Source organism: Cupriavidus sp. a3 (assembly GCF_051015765.1).
In the GTDB taxonomy this organism is placed as follows: domain Bacteria; phylum Pseudomonadota; class Gammaproteobacteria; order Burkholderiales; family Burkholderiaceae; genus Cupriavidus; species Cupriavidus oxalaticus_A.
This window is the reverse complement of the sequence record NZ_CP170644.1, coordinates 1,966,819-1,985,406: the sequence shown is the minus strand read 5'-3', so window position 1 is coordinate 1,985,406 and position 18,588 is coordinate 1,966,819. Positions and strand designations below refer to the sequence as shown.

Here is an 18,588-nt window from a genome sequence, read left to right as displayed (position 1 = left end):
CGGGATGGCTCAGTAAGTCGAATACGGCCGCACCGGGGTGGGCGGGTAGGGCACGGGGCCCTGTTGCTTGTCGAAGATATAGCGCACGTAGGCCTGCGCGCGGTTTGGCGCGTAGTCGCGCGAGCGGTCGATCTCGAACACCGCGCCGGCGACCCAGTGCGGGGCAAGACGGTACTCGATCGCCGCGCCGATGGTATAGCTGAGGCCGCCGCCGGAGCCGCCGCCATAGGTGGCATTGCCGGAGAGTTCCTGCAGCCGGGAATCCGTCGGGTAGTACGGCATCGACTTCTCATACGTGCTCGACAGCCCCACCGAGCCGCGCACGCGCCACGACAGCTTGTCGCGGCGCCCGGTCCAGTCCAGCGGGATGCCGAACGACAGGTAGCGCTGCGGGCTGTAGTAGCCGCCGTGTCCGAAGCTGTAGTAGCGCTCGTTCTCGCTGTAGCGCCAGTAGTTCAGCACCAGGCCGCTGGTGAGGCGCTGGTCGCGCCGCACGAAGACGGGCACGTCGAAGCCGGTGCGCACGGTGAACTCGCGGTTGGTCAGGACATTGTGACCAGTGTAGATGCCGTATCCCAGATCGGCGAACAGGCCAAAGCGCCCCACGTCGCGCGCATAGCGCACATGCACGCCGTTGCGCACCACGCCGCCCCAGGTGGCCGCGGGCGAGACCACGCCGGTGGCCGGCTCGACATGGGCGGGATCGGTGGCGCCGGCGTACGACACCAGGCTGCTGGTGACGGCGCGGCGCGAGACGTCGATGGTGGTCGATGCCGGCCCCATCTCGCCGCGCCAGCGCAGCCCGCCGACGATGTTCTGCCGCAGGAAGCCCAGCGGCGTGGTGCCGATGTCGGCACGCCAGCTGTTGTAGGCGCCGTTGAACTCGTAGCCGGCCGCCAGCGCCACGCCGCGGTCGTTCTGGCCGATCGGGCCGAGGCCGGTGTTGCCGAGCGCGCGGATGCGCCCGAAGTCGCGCGAGGCGGACAGGTTGTCGGCGGGCAGCGTGCCGGCATCGAGCAGCACCGTGTCGGCATGGAAGAATGTGTGGCCGGTGTAGCCGTGCGGAATGCGCACGTACAGCGGGATCTCGGTTGCCAGCAGGCGCGAGATGCCGGGATCGCCGGTCTTGTGCGAGAACAGCACCGCCGAGGCCACCTGGCCTTCGCGCCGGGCTTCGAGCGAGGCCAGCGCGCGGCCGGCCGCGGTGCCTTCGGCGCCCTCGGGGCCCGGGCTGACGCCCTCGCGCTGCTCCAGCACGCGCGCCTCGCGGTACAGCGCCGCGGCCTGGTCGAAATCGCCGCGCGACTGCGCGATGCGCCCGGCCTGCACCGCGATGTCGGCGCGCCCGGGATAGCGCTGGCGCAGCGGGCCGACCACCGCCACCGCCTCGTCCTCGCGCCGCATCGCCGTGAAGCGGCGCGCGATCGACAGGCGCGTGTCGATGTCGTCCTCCGGGGTATCGGCGAGCACCGCGCGCACGATCTCCAGCGCCTGGTTCTCGTCGCCCTGGCGCTCCAGCATGTTGGCCACCATCAGGCGCGCGCCGGCGTCCGTCGGGTTGGCCGCCAGCACCTGGCGCGCGGCGTCGGCGGCGCCGGCATAGTCGCCGCGGGCCTCGCGCAGGTCGGCCAGCGCCAGCAGCCAGCGGCGCTCGCGCTGCTGCGCTGCGGGCACGGCCATCAGCGTGCGCTGCGCCCCGGCGAAATCGCCCTCGGCAATCAGGCGGTCGCTCTCGCGCACCGCCAGCCGCAGCGACTGGTCGTCGAGATCGGCGCGCTGCGCGGCGTTCAGGCCGGGACGCGCGCGCACGTCGGCGATCCACGCGCGCAGCGCATCGTCGCGCCCGGCCGCGGCCAGCAGTTCGCCATAGCGGATGCGCACGTCGATGGCGGGGTCGTCCGGATGCGCGTCGAGCCAGTCCGTGACCAGCTTCAGGCCGGTGTCCGGCTGGCCCAGCGCGATCCATTCGCGCCCGACCGAGGCCAGCATCTGCGGATCGTCGGGCACCTCGGCTGCGGCCGCGCGCAGCCGGGCCATGGCTTCGTCTTCGCGGCCCTGCGCGGACAGCTGGCGCGCTTCGCGCAGGAGGCGCTGCGCGGCCAGGTTGCCGGACAGGCGGCGCATGCCGTCGGAGCGCTCGGCGTCCGGCACGCCAGCCAGCAGCGCACTGGCGGCGTCGATGTCGTCGACCGAATTCAGGTAGAGCGCCGCGGCATAGCGCATCTCGGCGTTGCCGGCGGCGGCCACGCCTTCGTCCATCACGCGCCGGGCCAGCACGGGCAGGCCCAGGTCGCGGTAGGCGCGTGCCAGCGTGAAGCGCGTCCAGGGATCCTGCGGCGCCAGCCGGATCGATTCTTCCAGCCGTGCCAGCGCCGGGCTCTGCTTGCGCTGCGCCAGCAGCTGTTCGCCCTGCAGCGCGAGCAGTTCGGCGCGCAGGCTGCGCAGCTCTTCGGCCGAGTCCTTGAGGCGGCTTGCGGTGCTGGCGATCAGTGGCCCGGTCTCGTCGCCACGCCCGCTTTCATTGAGCAGCCTGACCAGCGTGCGCAGGCTGCCGATATCCGGCTCGGGGCCGGCAAGGTTGGCGCGCAGCAGGCGTTCGGCCTCGGCCGGCCGGTCCTGCGCGATCAGCGCGTCGGCGAGGATGGCGCGGGCATTGGCGTTGTCCGGCTGCTGCTGCAGCGCCTGGCGCGCCAGCGCTTCGGCCTGCGCCGGCTTGCCCTGGGCGTTGGCCTCGCGCGCGCGCGCCAGCGTGCCCCAGAACGTGGCGGTGCCCTGCAGGCTGCGCCATTTGCCGCGGTTGCCGGGATCGAGCTCGGCGGCGCGCGTGAACAGTTCGCGCGCTTCGTCGTGGCGTCCCTGGCGCAGGCGCACCAGCCCCAGGTTGCCAAGCGTCTCGCCTTCGTTGCGGCGCTTGCGGTTGGCGCTCTCCAGCGCGGTTTCGGCCTCGCGCACATTGCCGCGCGCCAGCTGCTTCTCGCCCTCGCGCCGCGCCTGGTAGGCCGGGCTGGCCTGCTCGCGCTGGCGCGCGGTGCCGTGCTTGCCCAGCTCGGCCAGCGTCTGGCGCGCGGCGTCGTCGTCCGGCACTTCCTGCAGGTAGGCCTCGTACCACTTGTAGTACGCGGGATCGTCGCTGACGTTGTAGAGCGTGCGCCGCCACATCTCCAGCGCGCCCTTGCGGTCGCCGTCGGGCCGCCGGGCAATGCGCTGCAGGATGCCGAGCCCTTCCTGGCGCGTCGCCTCGCGGTCGGTCAGCAGGCTGGCCAGTGCCATCTGCAGGCGCAGGTCGTCAGGGTTCTGGCGCACGCGCGTGCGCAGCTCGGCAATGGTGGCGGTGCGCCCGGCGGGCGTGCCGGCCAGGATGCGGTAGTAATCGATCGCCAGCTCGCCGCGCGGGGCGCCGTGCGGGAACAGCCTGTGCAGCCGGGCGATCGCTTCGTCGGACTTGCCGGCGCGCGCCAGCAGCCGGATGCGCGCCATCTCGGCCTTGTCGCGCGTGGCGATTCGCCAGGCGTCTTCCAGTTCGAGCGTGGCGGGATGGCCGGGGTTGGCCTGGCGCAGCCGGCGCAGGATCTTCTCGGCTTCGAGCGGGCGGTTGGAGCGCAGCTCGATCAGGCCCATCAGCATCAGCGCGTCGGGCTGGTTGGGATCGATCAGCAGCGCCTTGTCGAGGATGCCGCGGGCCACGTCGGTGCGGTTCTTGGCTTCCCACATGCGTGCCGCGGACAGCAGTTGCGCCAGCTCGGGCGAGGGCTTTGCAGCCGGTTGGGCCAGCGCCGGCGCGGCCGCCATCGGTGCCACCGTGGCGGCGCCGAACAGTGCCGGCAGCAGGATCGGATTCAGCGCGCGGGGCATCCGGTCTTCCATGCGGGCAGCAGCGCGCCGTCTTGGGCAAAACGGTACTGGCCGTCGAGATAGCCGAGCCCGAACAGCGTCAGCACCTGGGTGTAGTAGCCGGCCTGGCCGCCGGGCTCGCGCTGCGCCAGCTCGCGCGTGCGGCGCGCCTGCGCGGCGGCCTGCTCGGCGCGGCCGAGCGCGGCCAGGTAAGGCGCCACCGCGGCGCTGAAGCCGCCGTTGCCCGCGTTGGGGCCGGGCTGGCCGGTCTGGGTATCGATGCGCTCGGGCGGGTAGCCCCTGGCCGCGACATAGTCGGCCAGCGGCGTGAAGGTGCGCAGCAGCGCGGCGCGCTGGGGCTCGTCGGCCGGCAGCGTGCCGGCCCACAGGTAGACGCGGATCGCGTTGTAGGCGCTTTCGGCGCGGGTGGCCGCGTCGGGCAGGAAGCCGCGGCCGGCTTCGTATTCGACCCAGTCGGGCGAAAAGCCGCGCGGCGCGGTGTCCAGCATCAGCCGCGCCGACGTGCCGACCATCTGCTGCCACGCCGGCTCTTCCGGCAGCGCGGCGGCGAGCCGGCGCATCACCTGCAGCGGCACGTAGCTGGGGTTCAGGCGCCAGCGCTTGTCGCCCAGCCTGAAGCCCTGCGGACCCGGCAGCACAGTACGGCCCAGGCCGGGCAGCAGCGCGGTTTCCTCGCGCAGGATGCGGCGCGCCAGCAAGGTGCCGAGCGCGGTGAAGCGGCGCTCCTGCCACAGCCGGCCCGCTTCCAGCAGCGCGTAGGCGATCCACAGGTCAGCGTCGGATGCCGGGTTGCTGTCGATCACGCCCCAGCCGCTGCCCGGGTTGTCCACATGGCCGGCGCTGGCTGCCTGCGCGGGCGTGAGCTTGCCCCAGATCCACGCGGGCAGGCGCGAGGCCAGGTCGCCCTGGGCCAGGTTGTTCTCGGTCCAGGCCAGCAATTTCTCGAAGCTGGCGCGGTCATTGGCCACCAGCGCGAAGAACAGGCCATAGGCCTGGCCTTCGGACACGGTGGCCTGCTGGTCCGAGCTGCGGTCGATCACGCGCCCGTCGGCGCTCATGAGGTGCTGGCGGAAGGCATCCCAGTCGGCCCACTTGCAGGCCGGTGCGGGCGCGGCATTGGCCGCAATGGGGGCCAGCGCGGCACAGGCCAGCGCGCCGGCCGCCAGCCATCGGCCCAGCCCTGTCAGCGTGCGCCGCATGTCAGCTCCCGCCGCGCCGCGCCGCCAGCCTGCCCAATGTCCAGAACAGCGACAGCGCCACCACCAGTCCGGCCAGCAACCCGCCGATCGCCATCAGGCTCGGGAAGGCCGACACCCGCACCCAGATGCGCGCATACCACGGCAGGTCGCCGACGTAGTAGCGCTCGCCCAGGCGCAGGCCATCGACCTGGTCCTGCCGGATCACGGTCAGGTCGCCGCGCATCTGCGCCACCTTGCCGGGGTTCTCGAGGGCGTCCAGCACGTCGGCCACGCGGCGGTCCTCGGTGGCGGTCAGCGCGACCACGGTATTGCCGTCGGCCAGCGGCGATTCGAAGCCGACCAGCGCCGCCACCGGGCCATCGGCTGACAGGATGGCGCGCCCCACCGGCGTGACCGGGTCTTCGCGCACGCCGGCGAGCCAGTTCGACCGGATGCTGGTGCGCTGGTCGCGCAGCGAGATCTCGGTCTTGCCGCGCGCGATCAGCAGCGGCAGCGACTTGCCCCATTTTTCCAGCGTGGCGGCGCCGCTGCCGGTGCCGATCAGCAGCAGGTTATGGTCGCGCACGGTATCGATCTTTGCCGTCGGCACCACCGTCACGCGCAGCGACGGCAGGCCGGTCCACTTGCCCATGTGGCCCAGCAGCGACAGCAGCGCTTCCTGGTCCGTCGCGGTCGGCGCGTCGGGCACGACCACGGCGGTGTCGGCGAGATCGGCCAGCCGGGTGAAGGGATAGCCGCTGTTGGCGAAGTACGCCAGGTTGGGCAGGCCGGTGTAGTGGGAAAATTGGCTGAAGTCGATGGTCGAGTCGGGATCGATCGCCGCACGGGCCACGTCGGTCGCGGTGGAGCTGCACAGCGCCGTCTTCTGCGAATCGATATGGAACTGGAACTGCATCTGGTTGTTGCTGCCGACGCGGAACGCCGGGATGCCGACCCGCTGCGCCGCCGACGCGGTGGTGCCCGACAGCAGCGGCACGCTGACCACGTTGTGGTCGTCGGTGCTGGCCAGCGGGCGCAGCCGGTACGAGCGCACCAGCTGGTCGTTGATGTCGATGCTCAGTACCGAGTCGTTGTAGGTGGGCGGCGCGGTGTAGCGGTAGCGCAGGTTCAGCGGCACGTTGCTGCGGGTCCAGTCGTACAGGTCCGCCGGCACGCGCAGGTTGACGCGGATCGGGTTCGGGTTGCCGCCGGCGACCTGCAGGTCCCGCGGGTCCTCCACCAGTTCGCGTAACAGCACCGGGCGGTCGGTCGGCGCCCACGCCGGCGCGTCATAAGGCCGGCGCGGCTTGCCTATGTCGACCGACTCCACCCGCGCGCTGTTGCCGGCCATGGCCACCTTGCCCAGCACCAGGGCATTGACCGCGGTCTGCAGCTCCTGCGCATTGCGGCCGGCCACCACCAGCAGCTTGCGGTCCGGGCTGGCCGGGTTGGGCATGAGACTCACGGTGGGGCCGGCGATCGCCGGCAGGTTATGGCCCGCCGGAATGGTCTGCGGCGTGACGAAGGCAATGGCATCGCTGCCGGCCGGCGCGGTCCGCGCCACGGGGAAGCGCGCCTCGCGCCAGGCGGCCAGCGCGCCCAGCCACGATGCCGCCACGCCGGCGGCGCGCAGCGTCGCGCTGTCGGCGCCGGCCGGCAGCACGAACGGCACGGTCACGCGGCGGTTGTCGCGGCGGTCGAAGAACGGTGCCGGCAGCAGCGCCAGGTTATCCGGCAGCGACACGCGCGAGGTATTGAGCGTCAGCGTGGTGGCCGGGCTGATGTCGGCCCACAGGCTCGAGTGCAGCGGGTCCTCGCAATGATCCAGCGTGTAGTGCGCGATCAGCTGCACCCGCAGGTGGTTGAAGTCGGTGAAGAAGCGCGGGTCGATATCGAGCTCGCGCGTGACCAGTCGCCCGGCTTCCTTCTCTTCCAGCGGCAAAGTCGCGATGACCTCGTCGTTCAGCGTCAGCTTGATATGCGACAGCGGGAACACCAGCGCCGGCGAATAGGTAAACGCCAGCTTGAGCCTGGCCGCCGTGACCACTTCATCGAGCCGCACGCCGATATCGAGCTGGCGCGCGTGGTCCACGCCGCGCAGCGCGATCGGTCCGTAGGCGCCCATCTGGCGCAGGGTGAGGACGTGGGTGGCGGAGTTGGCCGGCGCGGTTGCGGCAGGCGTGAGGAGCGTGGCTGACGGCCTTGCGGCAGGCACGGACGCGGCGCCCGCGGCCGGAGCTTGCGCGCCCGCCGGCCACGAGAGGCATGACAGGGCGAGCAGGCCGGCGGCGGCGTGTAGCGGGGGCCGGTGGAAGCGGGGCGGGACGGAGCGGGTCATGGGCAGGATGGCAGTTCCTTTGCATGCTTCCAGGGCGGACGGCCCACGCGGCGCGGGAACTTTGATACCCGCCGCGATGGCACGGCGCAATGTTGCGGCAACTGGTACGGCTTCTGGCTGATAACGGTCGCGCAAGTGTAGCTGCAAATGCACCCCGGGGCTCCACTTTGCGACAGCGCTCTAAAAAAGATTCAACGGCGAATAAAAAAGGCGGAAAAGCCACCCTCTTGCCAAAGGGGACATTTCCGCGCGGTTTGGTAGGAGAAGCACCGGCGCGGAAGCACGGCAAGTCGCCCGCGCTTCACTCCGTCCACTCCGGCGTGCCACTTACCCGCAGGAATCGTCTGCCCGGCAAACGCCGTGCAGCACCATCTCTCCCATCAGGTCCAGGGCTGGCTGGTCGGCGATCGCCTCGCGCATGGCATCCAGCGCGGCGTCGTGCGGATCGGCGGGGTTGCCGGCCGCAAGCGGCGTGTCATGCCAGCGGCGCGGCACGGCGGCGGGATCGATGCCGACACCGGCGCCCTCGGCCAGCGCGTCAAGCACCGCCTGCTCGGCCGCCGCGATGGCATCGGCGCCCAGGCGCGCCGCGTGCTGCGGGCCGAAGCTGTCGAAGGCTTGCGCCGGCGGCCCGTCCAGCAGCTTCCACAGTGCCAGTTCGGTCAACGGGGTGCAATTGACGGTTTGCCCGGCCAGCACCAGGCCGTGGAGCCGCTGCCGGTTGGCCTCGCCCTGTGCCTGCCCGCCGTCGCAACGCACCATCACCGCGCCGTCCGGCACGCTGTGCAGGCGGAAGGCGCCGCTGGCGTCGGCGGTGGCCTGGCGCACCTGGCCTTGCGTGTCGCGCAGCTGGACCGATGCGCCTGCCAGGGCCGCGCCGACCGCGGCGGTGCCGCCGATGTCGCGCGATTCGTCATCCCCGCATGCCGCCAGGGCCGCCACCGCGCCTGCGAGCACGAGGTGGCGCCAGTTTCCAGGTTGCTTGCCCATGGTGTCTTCCTCAGTGTCGTCCTCAGGGCGCCAGCGCGGCCAGGTCGCGGTGCGAGCGGTTGAACAGGCCGCGCGCAAGCGGCGTCGGGCGGAAATCCACGTCGAGCGGCGAGATGGTGATGAACTTGGCCAGGAACGCCGGGGTCTCGGCGGTGCGGGCGAGCGCCTTCAACTCGGCATCCGCTGCGCCGGCTTCGATCGACACCGTGTTGTCGGCATTGCGCTTGTATGCGGTGGTGAACGAATCCACCGTGCCCGGCACGGTCAGGCGCACGCCGGCCGGGGCCTGGCCGCCCGCGGTGATCGGGTAGTTGATGCTGAGCGGATTGGCCACGGGCAGCAACGGCTGCCCCGCGCGCCGCGTGGCCTCCAGGCTGGCGATCACGCGGGCCAGGAAGGCCCCGGCCTTGGGAAAGGCTGCCAGCGTTGCCGGAAACCCGCTGCGCGCCTCGGCAAAGTCGACGCCGACGCTCAACGCGATGGCCGGCACGCCGCGCCGCGCGGCGAACAGCACGTTCATCACCGTCCCCGAATGCGGGATCGAGTCCGACAGGTTCTCGCCGAAGTTGGCGCCGGAGACGACGAGGTCGGGCGTGAAACCGCTTTCCGGGCCGACGATCTTCAGGCCCATGGCGGTGGCATCGACCGGCGAGCCGCTGCCGATGTAGTCGGCATTGGTGGCGTTGAGCGCGCCGCCGGCCACGTAGGTGGGCTTGACCCGGTGCACGCAGTACGTGTCGGCGCCGCCGGCCAGCGGTTCCACCACCAGCCGCGTGCGTCCGTCGGGCACGGCATAGGCGGCACCGGAGCCGCTCTGGTTGCTGGCCGGGCCAACCGTGATGACGCGGTGCCCGGCATCCTGCAAGGCCTTGCGCACCGCGGTGATACCGGGCGCGGCGCAGCCGTCGTCATTGGTCAGCAGCACATTGAGCGCCTGGGCGGGGGTGGCCACAGCGGCCAGGGCCGCGGCAGCGAGACTCAGCCGCAAAGTGGCGGGAAGTCGAAGCATGGAACCAGTTCCTCGTTCTGATGGTGTGGAAAGCGCTGCATGGCCGCGGCGCCGGGTAAAAGTAATGAAGCGAACCGATGAAGCGGCGCCCTACGCCGCGAGCAATCCCCGCGCGCGCGCCAGCGTGATCGCCGTGTCCTCGATCATGTCTTCCTGGCCGCCCACCAGGCGCTGCCGGCCCAGTTCGACCAGGATCTCGCGCGCGGGGATGCGGTACTTGGCCTCGGCGCGCTTGGCGAACAGCAGGAACGACGAATACACGCCGGCATAGCCCAGCGTGAGCGCGTCGCGGTCGATGCGGATGGGCTGGTCCATGATCGGCACGACCAGGTCTTCGGCCACGTCGGCGATGCGGAACACATCGACGCCGGTCTCGATGCCCATGCGCTCGCACACCGCCACCAGCACCTCCATCGGCGTGTTGCCCGCGCCGGCGCCCAGTCCCGCGGCGGCGGCGTCGATGCGGGTGGCGCCGGCGGCAATCGCGGCGAGCGAGTTGGCCACGCCCATGGCGAGGTTGTGGTGGCCGTGGAAGCCCAGTTCGGTTTCGGGACGCAGCGCCTGCCGGACCGCGGTCAGCTTTTCGGTGACGTCGTGCGGCAGCATGTGGCCGGCCGAGTCGGTGATGTACAGGCAGTTGGCGCCATAGCTTTCCATCAGCAGCGCCTGCTGCACCAGCACCTCTACGGGCGCCATGTGCGCCATCATCAGGAAGCCCACGGTATCCATGCCGAGCCGGCGCGCCATGCCGATATGCTGCTCGGACACGTCGGCCTCGGTGCAATGGGTGGCGACGCGGATGGTCTGCACGCCGATGTCGTGCGCCATGCGCAGGTGGTCGACGGTGCCGATGCCGGGCAGCAGCAGCGCGGACACGTGCGCGTTCTTCAGTTCGCCCAGCACCGCGCGCAAATACTCTTCATCGCTGTGCGCCGGAAAGCCGTAGTTGACCGAGGCGCCGCCCAGGCCATCGCCGTGGGTCACTTCGATCAGCGGCACGCCGGCGGCGTCCAGGCCGCGGGCGATGCCCTTCATCTGTTCCAGCGAGATCTGGTGGCGCTTCGGATGCATGCCGTCGCGCAGGGTCATGTCGTGCAGGGTGATGCGTTGGACCATGGCGTGGCTCCTCAGGCAGTGGTGGTGGCGGTGGACAGCATCGCGGCGGCGATGCACTCCGCGGTGCGGGCGGCGGAGGCGGTCATGATGTCTAGGTTGCCGGCGTACTTCGGCAGGTAGTCGCCCAGGCCCTCGACCTCCAGGAAGATCGAGACGCGCTTGCCGTCGAACACCGGGCCGTTCTTCAGCGTGTAGCCGGGCACGTACTTGCGCACCTCGGCGATCATGTCGTGCACCGACGCGGTAATCGCCGCGACGTCGGGCGCCTCGTCGGTGAGGCAGTGGATGGTGTCGCGCATGATCAGCGGCGGCTCGGCCGGGTTGATCACGATGATGGCCTTGCCCTGGCGCGCGCCGCCCACGGCTTCGATCGCGCCCGCCGTGGTGCGCGTGAATTCGTCGATATTGCGGCGCGTGCCGGGCCCGACCGAGCGCGACGACACCGTCGCCACGATCTCGCCATAGGCCACCGGCTGCACGCGCGACACCGCAAACACCATCGGAATGGTGGCCTGGCCGCCGCAGGTGACCATGTTCACGTTCATCTCGTTGCTGCCGATATGGGCCTCGAGGTTGACGGGCGGCACGCAGAACGGCCCGATCGCCGCCGGCGTCAGGTCGATCACGCGCACGCCGCGCGCGGTCAGCCTGGCCGAGTGCCCGGCGTGGACGTAGGCCGACGTGGCATCGAAGGCGATGCGGATATCGTCGGCCTCCAGGTGCGGCAGCAGGCCGTCGATGCCGTCGCTGGTAGTCTTCAGGCCGAGCTCGCGCGCGCGTGCCAGGCCCTCGGATGACGGCTCCACGCCGACCATCCAGACCGGTTCCAGGATGTCGCTGCGGCGCAGCTTGTAGAGCAGGTCGGTGCCGATATTGCCGGGCCCGATCAGGGCGCATCGGATCTTGTTCATGGTGTCTCGCGTGGCAAGTGGAAGGAATCAGGAAGTCAGCAAGGAAGTCAGCAGAACGCGGCGCTGCAGCCGCCGATGCCGGTGATGTGCATGGACAGCCGGTCGCCGGCCTGGACCGGGATCAGCGCCGCGAGCGAGCCCGACAGGATGGCCTCGCCGGCCAGCAGCGGGATGCCGAAGCTGCCCAGCGTGTTGGCCAGCCAGGCCACCGCATCGGCGGGATGGCCGAGCGCGGCGCTGCCCAGGCCCGTTGCTACGCATTCGCCGTTTTTCTCCAGCGTCATCGCGCAGGCGGCCAGGTCGAGTCCGTGCGGGCTGACGCGCTCGTCGCCGAGTACGTAGACGCCGCAGGATGCGTTGTCGGCGACGGTGTCCTCGATGCGGATGCGCCAGTCGCGGATGCGCGAGTCAACGATCTCGAAGCACGCCGCCACCGACTCGGTCGCGGCGAGCACGTCCTCGCGCGTCACGCCCGGCCCGCGCAGGTCGCGCCGCAGGAAAAAGGCGATTTCGCCCTCGGCGCGGGGCTGGATCAGCGTATCGGTCGGAATGGGCTGGCCCGCCGCGTAGTGCATGCTCTGCAGCAGGATGCCGAAGTCCGGCTGGTGCACGTCCAGCATCTGCTGCACGGGCTTGCTGGTCACGCCGATCTTCTTGCCGGCGACGCGGTCGCCCGCGGCGAGGCGGTGGGCAATGAAGCCTTGCTGGATGCGATAGGCGTCGTTCACATCCAGCGCCAGGCCGCGGCCGCTCAGTGGCGGCACCGGCGAGCGCGTGACGAGCGCGTGGTGGAGTTCTTGGCTGAGCGTGGCGATCTGGTCCGGGTGCATGGGGAGGAACGGGTTGCGCTGCCGCGGACCTGCCGCGGCAGCCAGGGACGAAGCAGACGTCAGAACGAATACTTGGCGTTGAACGCCACGTAGTCGCGGTCAGCCAGCGGACGGTTGGTAATGCTCGGCCCGCCGATGAACGCCGCGTAGGTCAGGTTGAGCTCCAGGTTGTTCAGGTACTTGAAGGTCAGCCCCACGCTGGCGCGCCGGTCGCCATAGCCCATCAGCGTGCCGAAGGCGCCGGCCACCGCCGAGCGGCCGCTGAACTGGTGCGCGTAGGTGAGCGGCACGGTCAGGTCCCAGCCATCGAACACGTTGTTGTAGGTCAGCGACCAGCCGAGCTGGAACGCCGCCGAGTTGCGCGTGTTGGTCAGCTGGCTGAAGCCCATCACCGGATCGACGCTCAGCACATGCAGGTAGGCGACTTCACCGAGCAGCGACTGCGAGTTGGCGAGGAAGGTCGGCCCCACCGAGTAGATCGCGGACAGCTGTCCCTGCAGTGCCTTGCCGCGCGAGGCGGTGGGCGAGCCGGCCACGTCTACCAGCATCGGGATGCCGTCCTTGTAGCTGACTTCGCCGGCGATGTTGGCGCCGAGCACCTGGGTGGAGAAGCTGGCGCCGGTCAGGTTGATGCCGCCGAAGAACTTCTCCTGGTATTGCAGCGTGGGGAACAGCGAGGTCACGACGCTCGGGTTCTTGTCGTGGTAGCGCAGCTGGTAGAGCCCGAGCTCGGTGCCTTCGAACACGCGCCAGCGCGCGCCCACGCCCCACTGTCCCCAGTCGGACGGGCGCACGTCCGGCCCGCGCGGGATGCGGAAGCCGGGCCCGATGATGAACTCCGCACCCGGGCCGACCACGTCGCTGGTGCTGAAATAGCTGCCCGGCGCCGACAGCTGGTTCGGCTTGAAGGTGAACTGGTAATAGCCCATCAGGCTGAACGACGGCGTGACCTGCAGCTGCAGCGAGGCCTGCGGCACCGGCAGCAGGATGTCCTTGACCTCTGCGCCAGGCACGAACGCCTTGGTGGCGTCCGCTGGCCCCTGCGCGCCGGCGATATTGGCGAAGAACAGGCTCTCGCCCCATGCCACCACCTGGTTGCCCAGCTTGAAGCTCAGCTGGGTGCCGCCGACCGGCGTGGCGCCGTAGACATAGGCATCGAGCAGCTGGGCGCGATGCTCGTGGTAGTCCTGCGCCGATTCCGTGAACTGGTTGAACGGGCCGCTGTGGTTGACCGTGAACGGCGCGTTGTTCGAGTTGGTGCCGCGGTAGGCCCAGTCGTAGAACACGCTGCCGCGCACCAGCGCGCCGAAGGCGCCGTGGCGCAGATGTGCCTCGCCCAGCAGCGACACGCGGTTGGCGATCATGTCGCCGGGCTTGAAGTTGCGGTCGCCGTCGTCGCCGTTGATATTCGCCGGGCTCAGCAGCGTGTCGCTGCGGTGGCCGGTGCGCACGGCGGCGCCGTAGGATGCGGTGACGCTGTAGTCGAGCGTGGTGCCGCGGCCGAATTCGATGGTGTCGCCGGCATGCGCGGCAGGCGCGAGCAGCGTGGCCAGCGTAGCCAGTGCCGCGGCGGCGATCGGCCGCAGCCGGCTGCGGCGCTTCACTGGGCCGCGTGGTGGTTGTTGCATGGTGGTCTCCCCTTGGTTTCGGTGGTGGTTCATGGCCTGGCACTTCGAATGGCGCGCATCTGGCCGCAAGCGTAGAGAGGGGGAGACCTGCACAAATCGGCAGAACGGACTAGGCGGTTTCCCTACGGCACGCGGTTGAGCGATGCCGCGTCGAGAAAGGCCGGGCGTTCGCCGCCGCCATCGATCACGAGGTTGGCGCCCGACACATACGACGCCTGCGGCGAAGCCAGGAACAGGCATGCATTGGCGATGTCATCAGGCTGTGCCAGGCGGCCCAGCGGCACTGTCGCGGCCATCGCGCGCAGTGCCCCGGGATCGCCGTAGTGCTGGTCGCGCGAGGTGTCGGTCAGCACCATGCCCGGACTGACCGCGGCAACGCGCACGCGCGGCGCCCATTCCACCGCGAGGGTGCGCACCGCGTTGAGGATGCCGGCCTTGGCGGCGCCATAGGCCGCGGTGCCGGGCGAGGGCCGCAGCGCGCTGACGCTGCCGACGAACAGTTGCGTGCCGCCGCCGGGCTGCCGCTGCATGCGGGCATTGACGCGCTGCGCCAGCTGCAGCGGTGCCACCAGGTTCAGCCGGATCACCGATTCCAGCAGGCGTGGCGAGGCTTCGGCGACCAGCGCGTACGGCGAGCCGCCGGCGTTGTGGATCACGACGTCCAGCGTGGGGCTGGCCTGCGCGATCTCGGCCAGCATGGCATCGGCCTGTTCGAGGTCGCGTATGTCCGCGGCGATAAAGCGGGCGCTGCGCCCGTCTGCGCTCGGCAGCTCGCCGTCGTGCGCGGGCGCGGTGCGTCCGCAGACGAAGACCTGCGCGCCCGCGCGCAGGAAAGCCTCGCTGATGGCGCGGCCGATGCCGCGCATGCCGCCGGTCACCAGCACGGCCTGGCCGGTGTAGTCGAATCCTGTCATGGGGTCCCCCCTGATGCATGGAGGGCCCATCGTAGGAGAAGTGGAGGGATCGCTCTTAGTCCGAATGAACGATGCCCGGCAGGCCGTGGCTGCGCAATATCGCTGCACGATTCCACGGGAGACGCCCTCATGTCCGCTACGCCACAGCAACCGCCTTCATCCCTGCATCCCAACCTGCCGGTCGGGCGCTTCGTCACCACGTCCGGGGGCCTGCGGCTGCACAGCCTGGACGCTGGCAGTGGCGAACCGGTGGTCTTTATCCACGGCAGCGGCCCGGGCGCGAGCGGGCACAGCAACTTCCGCTTCAACGTGCCGGCCTTCGCTGCGGCGGGCTTCCGTACCGTGGTGGTGGATCTGCCCGGCTATGGCTTGTCGTCCAAGCCGGATGACGTCGAATACACGCTGGATTTCTTCGTCGCCGCGCTACGGGAGCAGCTGGTGGCACTGGAGCTGCAGCGCTGCGTATTGGTCGGCAATTCGCTCGGCGGCGCGATTGCGCTGAAGTACGCGCTGGACTATCCCGAGCATGTGAGCCGGCTGGTCATGATGGCCCCGGGCGGCGTGGAAGAGCGCGAGACCTACTTCCAGATGGAAGGCATCCAGCGCATGGTGTCGCTGTTCACCGGCGGGCACATGAACCCGGACACCATGCGGCAGCTGCTGCAATTGCTGGTGCATGACGCCAGCCTGGTCACCGACGCGCTGGTGGACGAGCGCATGGCGGTGTGCCGCGAGCAGCCGCGCGAGGTGCTGGCCACCATGAGGGTGCCCAACCTGACGGAGCGGCTGGGCGAGATCCGCTGCCCGGTGCTCGGCTTCTGGGGCACGGAGGACCAGTTCAATCCCGCCGCCGGCGCGATGAAGTTCCTCGGCGGCTGCGCCGATGCCCGCTTTGTCATGATCAACCGCTGCGGGCACTGGGTGATGGTCGAGCACGCCGCGTATTTCAATCGCGAATGCCTAGGCTTCCTGGCCGATACCGCGCAGGCCGTGGCGGCATAATTGGCGCGCATATCCATACAACGACATCTCAGGAGACATCATGGAATACCCGTATAGCCTGTTCGACCTGCGCGGCAAGGTAGCCGCCATCACCGGCGCCGCGCGCGGCATCGGCGCGGAAACCGCCCGTGTGCTGGCGGCGGCAGGCGCGAAGGTGGCCGTGCTCGATGTGCTGGAAGCCGACGGCAAGGCCACCGCCGAGGCCATCTGCGGCGCAGGCGGCGAGGCCGCGTTCTGGCAGCTCGACGTCACCAGCGAAATCGACGTGGCGCGCGTGCTGGGCGCGGTGGCGGCGCGCTTCGGCGGGCTCGACATCCTCGTCAACAACGCCGGCATCGAAGGCCCGAACGAACCGACCCACCAGGTGACGCTGGAGCAATGGCAGAAGGTGATGGCGGTGAATGTGACCGGCACCTTCCTGTGCACCAAGCATGCCATCGCGCATATGGAGCGCGCCGGCAGCGGGGCCATCGTCAACGTGTCGTCGATGTATGGCATTGCCGCGGGGCCGGACGTGCCGCCTTACCATGCGTCGAAGGCCGCGGTGCGGATGATGGCCAAGACCGATGCCATGCTCTATGCGGCCAAGGGGATTCGCGCCAACTCTATCCATCCCGGCTATATCCGCACCCCAATGCTCGAGCACGTGGCCCAGGCCTCGGGGCAGGGCGAGGCGCTGTTCGACTATCTCGGCGGCCTGACGCCGGTCGGCCAAGTCGGGCAGCCGCGCGACATCGCGGCGGGCATCCTGTACCTGGTCTCCGATGCCGGACGCTATGTCACCGGCGCCGAGCTGGTGATCGACGGCGGCTACACCGCGCGCTGACAGGACGAGGAGAGCACGATGCCCGATAGCGCCGCGATGAAAGCCACGCTGCTTGCCTATGTCGAACGCTTCAATGCCGGCGATGCCGAGGGCATCGCCGCGCTCTACGCGGACGATGCCACGGTGGAGGATCCGGTCGGCGCGCAGCCGCTTGCCGGCAAGCCGGCCATCCTTGCCTTCTACCAGCACGCCACCTCGCTCGGCGCGCGCCTGGAGATGGTGGCGCCGCCGCGCGGTTCGCACGGCAATGCCGCCGCCCTGACCTTCGCGGTGCATGCCCGGCTTGAAGGACGGGCGGCACGCATCGACGTGACCGACATCATGACGTTCGGCGCGGACGGGCGCATCCAGAGCATGCGCGCCCACTGGGCGCCGGACGACGTGCATTTCCTCTAAGACGACACCGCACCCACCGCACCGATGGTCCGGCGTAGCCGAGACGATGCCGTAGCCACGCGCGGGCGCATTCTTGCCAGCGCGCAGCAACTGATGCGCCAGCGGGGCGTGCATTGCGTCACGCTGGAGGATGTGGCCCGCGCCATCGGCATGACGCGCGGGGCGGTGTATGCCCATTTCCGTTCGCGCGCCGCATTGATGGGCGCGCTGCTGTCCTGTGCCGAAGCGGATCTTGCCGAACGGCTCGCACCGCTGGCCCGGCGCTCCGCCGGCGCGGCCACGGACCTGCTGGAGCCGGCGCTTGCCGCCTTGCTCGATGGCGATGATGGCGATGGCATGGCATGCCATGTCAGCCTGCTGGCGTTCCTGCTGCAGCACAAGTGCGGCACCGCCTGCGAGCTGTGTCCGCTGCGCGCGCGCGTGTTGCAGGGTGCCAATACCCTGCGCAACGCGCTGGCGGCCCGGATGGCCGAGCCAGCCCAGGCTGGCCTGCTGGTCGCGCACCTGTGGGGCTTGCTCAGCGCCCATGCGCTGCAGCTGGCGCCGTCCGGCTTGTCCGGGTGCGCAGCATCGCTGGCGCGGCTGTATGCGGCACCTGGTATGCAACGCGGTGCATGCCCGGACGGGGCCACCGGCCCGGCATTTCCTCGGGATACCCCCTAGTCTGCTCGGACGAAGAGACGGCGGCGAGCGCCGCCTACGATGCTGTCAAAGGACCCGGAAAGGGTGCGGAGGAGACAGCGATGAAGCGGCTCGGATTGCGTTGGGCGGCCGGGCTGGCCGCGGTAGGGGCCGGCCTGGGAGTGGCCTGGGTGCTTGCAGGCGGGAATGGGGTCGCCGTGGCATACGGCGGCCACGATGAAGCCCGTGCTGCCGGCACGGCGGGTCCGGATGGGTGCGATGCTGCCTGCGTGCGCAGCCGGGGCGTTGCGGCCATGGTGGTGCTCAGCCAGCGCCCGCCGCAATGACGGCGGCGGGGTGGTCTTCCACGCTATGGGTCAGCCCTGGCGCTGCGCGTGCAGCGCTTCGGCGCGCGCCTTGACATCCCTTGCCACCTGGTCGAAGCCCTGTTTTACCCAGGCGCCGTGTTCGCGCATGATGGTTTCGGCGTTCAGGCCCAGGAACAGGTCGGTGGTGAAGTAGCGGGTGCGGGCGGGTGCGATTGCTTCTATGTACTGGTCGCGGCGGGCGGCGTCCTTGTTTGCGTCGGTGGGGCGTTGCTCCCACGACAGCAGGCGTTCCGGTTCCCATGCCACGAGGTACTCATTGACCGGGATGATCTGGTCGGTGCCCGGGATGCGGACTTGCATGTGGACCATGTCGCCAAGCTTCGCAGTGGTTTCCAGGCCGGGGCAGAAGGTGTTCCATTCCGCGTAGCGGGGGAAGTCGGTCAGGACTTCCCATACCAGGGAAGCGGGGGCTTCGATTTCCACGGTGATTGAGGTGACCAGATTTTCTGGCTTGGCCATTCTGTTGTCTCCTTTCATTTCTTTGTTTGGGAATCCAACACTAGGGCTGGGCTGTGCGGGGCGCATACCCTGAATGGACGAGTCTGGGTGGACGATGATGATTTGGTGTTGCTGGGGGATACTGGGGGT

15 protein-coding genes are annotated in these 18,588 nt (G+C 70.0%); 4 read left to right on the top strand and 11 right to left on the bottom strand.

Annotated elements, in window-relative coordinates:
- Nucleotides 1-9: 9 nt before the first annotated feature.
- The 10 genes from ACAD63_RS30810 to ACAD63_RS30765 all read right to left on the bottom strand — a co-directional run bounded on the left by ACAD63_RS30810 (nt 10) and on the right by ACAD63_RS30765 (nt 14,766).
- Complete coding sequence (locus ACAD63_RS30810) at nt 10-3,852, bottom strand: cellulose synthase subunit BcsC-related outer membrane protein (RefSeq protein WP_434034246.1); 3,843 nt, start codon at nt 3,850-3,852, stop codon at nt 10-12.
- Nucleotides 3,837-5,051 carry a cellulose synthase complex periplasmic endoglucanase BcsZ gene (gene bcsZ / locus ACAD63_RS30805; RefSeq protein ID WP_133094801.1) on the bottom strand — a complete coding sequence of 405 codons (1,215 nt, stop codon included), beginning with the start codon at nt 5,049-5,051 and terminating at the stop codon, nt 3,837-3,839. The genes ACAD63_RS30810 and bcsZ overlap by 16 nt, the downstream gene beginning before the upstream one ends.
- A gap of 1 nt (nt 5,052) precedes the next feature.
- On the bottom strand, nt 5,053-7,368 hold the full coding sequence (gene bcsB / locus ACAD63_RS30800; protein WP_434034245.1) for a cellulose biosynthesis cyclic di-GMP-binding regulatory protein BcsB: 2,316 nt from the start codon (nt 7,366-7,368) through the stop codon (nt 5,053-5,055).
- Nucleotides 7,369-7,695: 327 nt separating this feature from the next.
- On the bottom strand, nt 7,696-8,358 hold the full coding sequence (locus tag ACAD63_RS30795; RefSeq protein ID WP_135703578.1) for a hypothetical protein: 663 nt from the start codon (nt 8,356-8,358) through the stop codon (nt 7,696-7,698).
- A 22-nt stretch (nt 8,359-8,380) separates the two neighbouring features.
- The gene (surE, locus tag ACAD63_RS30790; RefSeq protein ID WP_434034244.1) at nt 8,381-9,367 is read right to left on the bottom strand and encodes a 5'/3'-nucleotidase SurE; all 987 of its coding nucleotides are present in this window, start codon (nt 9,365-9,367) and stop codon (nt 8,381-8,383) included.
- 90 nt (nt 9,368-9,457) lie between these two features.
- Nucleotides 9,458-10,483 (bottom strand): 4-hydroxy-2-oxovalerate aldolase, encoded by a 1,026-nt coding sequence (dmpG, locus tag ACAD63_RS30785; RefSeq protein WP_133094805.1) that lies wholly within the window; start codon nt 10,481-10,483, stop codon nt 9,458-9,460.
- A gap of 11 nt (nt 10,484-10,494) precedes the next feature.
- On the bottom strand, nt 10,495-11,394 hold the full coding sequence (locus tag ACAD63_RS30780) for an acetaldehyde dehydrogenase (acetylating) (protein WP_133094806.1): 900 nt from the start codon (nt 11,392-11,394) through the stop codon (nt 10,495-10,497).
- Nucleotides 11,395-11,441: 47 nt separating this feature from the next.
- A complete protein-coding gene (gene dmpE, locus ACAD63_RS30775) occupies nt 11,442-12,224 on the bottom strand; it encodes a 2-oxopent-4-enoate hydratase (RefSeq protein ID WP_135703581.1) in 783 nt (260 codons plus the stop codon).
- A gap of 59 nt (nt 12,225-12,283) precedes the next feature.
- Entirely contained in the window at nt 12,284-13,852 is a 1,569-nt protein-coding gene (locus tag ACAD63_RS30770) for a DUF1302 domain-containing protein (protein WP_133094808.1), read from the bottom strand.
- Nucleotides 13,853-13,974: 122 nt separating this feature from the next.
- Nucleotides 13,975-14,766: an SDR family oxidoreductase gene (locus ACAD63_RS30765; protein WP_195427954.1), complete on the bottom strand. Its 792-nt coding sequence runs from the start codon at nt 14,764-14,766 to the stop codon at nt 13,975-13,977.
- Between the two features lie 129 nt (nt 14,767-14,895).
- Between ACAD63_RS30765 and ACAD63_RS30760 the strand changes: the two genes are divergently transcribed.
- From ACAD63_RS30760 to ACAD63_RS30745, 4 genes are read left to right on the top strand one after another with little or no spacing between them, the layout of a single operon-like run.
- A complete protein-coding gene (locus tag ACAD63_RS30760; RefSeq protein ID WP_135703583.1) occupies nt 14,896-15,768 on the top strand; it encodes an alpha/beta fold hydrolase in 873 nt (290 codons plus the stop codon).
- Nucleotides 15,769-15,808: 40 nt separating this feature from the next.
- Nucleotides 15,809-16,594 (top strand): SDR family NAD(P)-dependent oxidoreductase, encoded by a 786-nt coding sequence (locus ACAD63_RS30755; protein WP_135703584.1) that lies wholly within the window; start codon nt 15,809-15,811, stop codon nt 16,592-16,594.
- Between the two features lie 18 nt (nt 16,595-16,612).
- A complete protein-coding gene (locus ACAD63_RS30750; RefSeq protein WP_195427951.1) occupies nt 16,613-16,990 on the top strand; it encodes a nuclear transport factor 2 family protein in 378 nt (125 codons plus the stop codon).
- 24 nt (nt 16,991-17,014) lie between these two features.
- Nucleotides 17,015-17,653, top strand: coding sequence for a TetR/AcrR family transcriptional regulator (locus ACAD63_RS30745; protein ID WP_133094813.1), 639 nt, complete (start codon nt 17,015-17,017; stop codon nt 17,651-17,653).
- A 335-nt stretch (nt 17,654-17,988) separates the two neighbouring features.
- On the opposite strand, the gene ACAD63_RS30740 is transcribed toward ACAD63_RS30745, so the two are convergent.
- Nucleotides 17,989-18,459, bottom strand: a complete 471-nt coding sequence (locus ACAD63_RS30740; protein WP_195427950.1) for an SRPBCC domain-containing protein — start codon at nt 18,457-18,459, stop codon at nt 17,989-17,991.
- Between the last annotated feature and the right edge of the window lie 129 nt (nt 18,460-18,588).

Bases quoted from the DNA above. Each gene is read 5' to 3' on its own strand.
- ACAD63_RS30795 (WP_135703578.1), bottom strand. From the start codon at position 8,358: ATGGGCAAGCAACCTGGAAACTGGCGCCACCTCGTGCTCGCAGGCGCG.
- ACAD63_RS30810 (WP_434034246.1), bottom strand. From the start codon at position 3,852: ATGCCCCGCGCGCTGAATCCGATCCTGCTGCCGGCACTGTTCGGCGCC.
- bcsB (WP_434034245.1), bottom strand. From the start codon at position 7,368: ATGACCCGCTCCGTCCCGCCCCGCTTCCACCGGCCCCCGCTACACGCC.
- ACAD63_RS30760 (WP_135703583.1), top strand. From the start codon at position 14,896: ATGTCCGCTACGCCACAGCAACCGCCTTCATCCCTGCATCCCAACCTG.
- bcsZ (WP_133094801.1), bottom strand. From the start codon at position 5,051: ATGCGGCGCACGCTGACAGGGCTGGGCCGATGGCTGGCGGCCGGCGCG.
- ACAD63_RS30780 (WP_133094806.1), bottom strand. From the start codon at position 11,394: ATGAACAAGATCCGATGCGCCCTGATCGGGCCCGGCAATATCGGCACC.
- ACAD63_RS30750 (WP_195427951.1), top strand. From the start codon at position 16,613: ATGCCCGATAGCGCCGCGATGAAAGCCACGCTGCTTGCCTATGTCGAA.
- dmpE (WP_135703581.1), bottom strand. From the start codon at position 12,224: ATGCACCCGGACCAGATCGCCACGCTCAGCCAAGAACTCCACCACGCG.
- surE (WP_434034244.1), bottom strand. From the start codon at position 9,367: ATGCTTCGACTTCCCGCCACTTTGCGGCTGAGTCTCGCTGCCGCGGCC.
- ACAD63_RS30755 (WP_135703584.1), top strand. From the start codon at position 15,809: ATGGAATACCCGTATAGCCTGTTCGACCTGCGCGGCAAGGTAGCCGCC.
- ACAD63_RS30765 (WP_195427954.1), bottom strand. From the start codon at position 14,766: ATGACAGGATTCGACTACACCGGCCAGGCCGTGCTGGTGACCGGCGGC.
- ACAD63_RS30740 (WP_195427950.1), bottom strand. From the start codon at position 18,459: ATGGCCAAGCCAGAAAATCTGGTCACCTCAATCACCGTGGAAATCGAA.
- ACAD63_RS30770 (WP_133094808.1), bottom strand. From the start codon at position 13,852: ATGCAACAACCACCACGCGGCCCAGTGAAGCGCCGCAGCCGGCTGCGG.
- dmpG (WP_133094805.1), bottom strand. From the start codon at position 10,483: ATGGTCCAACGCATCACCCTGCACGACATGACCCTGCGCGACGGCATG.
- ACAD63_RS30745 (WP_133094813.1), top strand. From the start codon at position 17,015: ATGGTCCGGCGTAGCCGAGACGATGCCGTAGCCACGCGCGGGCGCATT.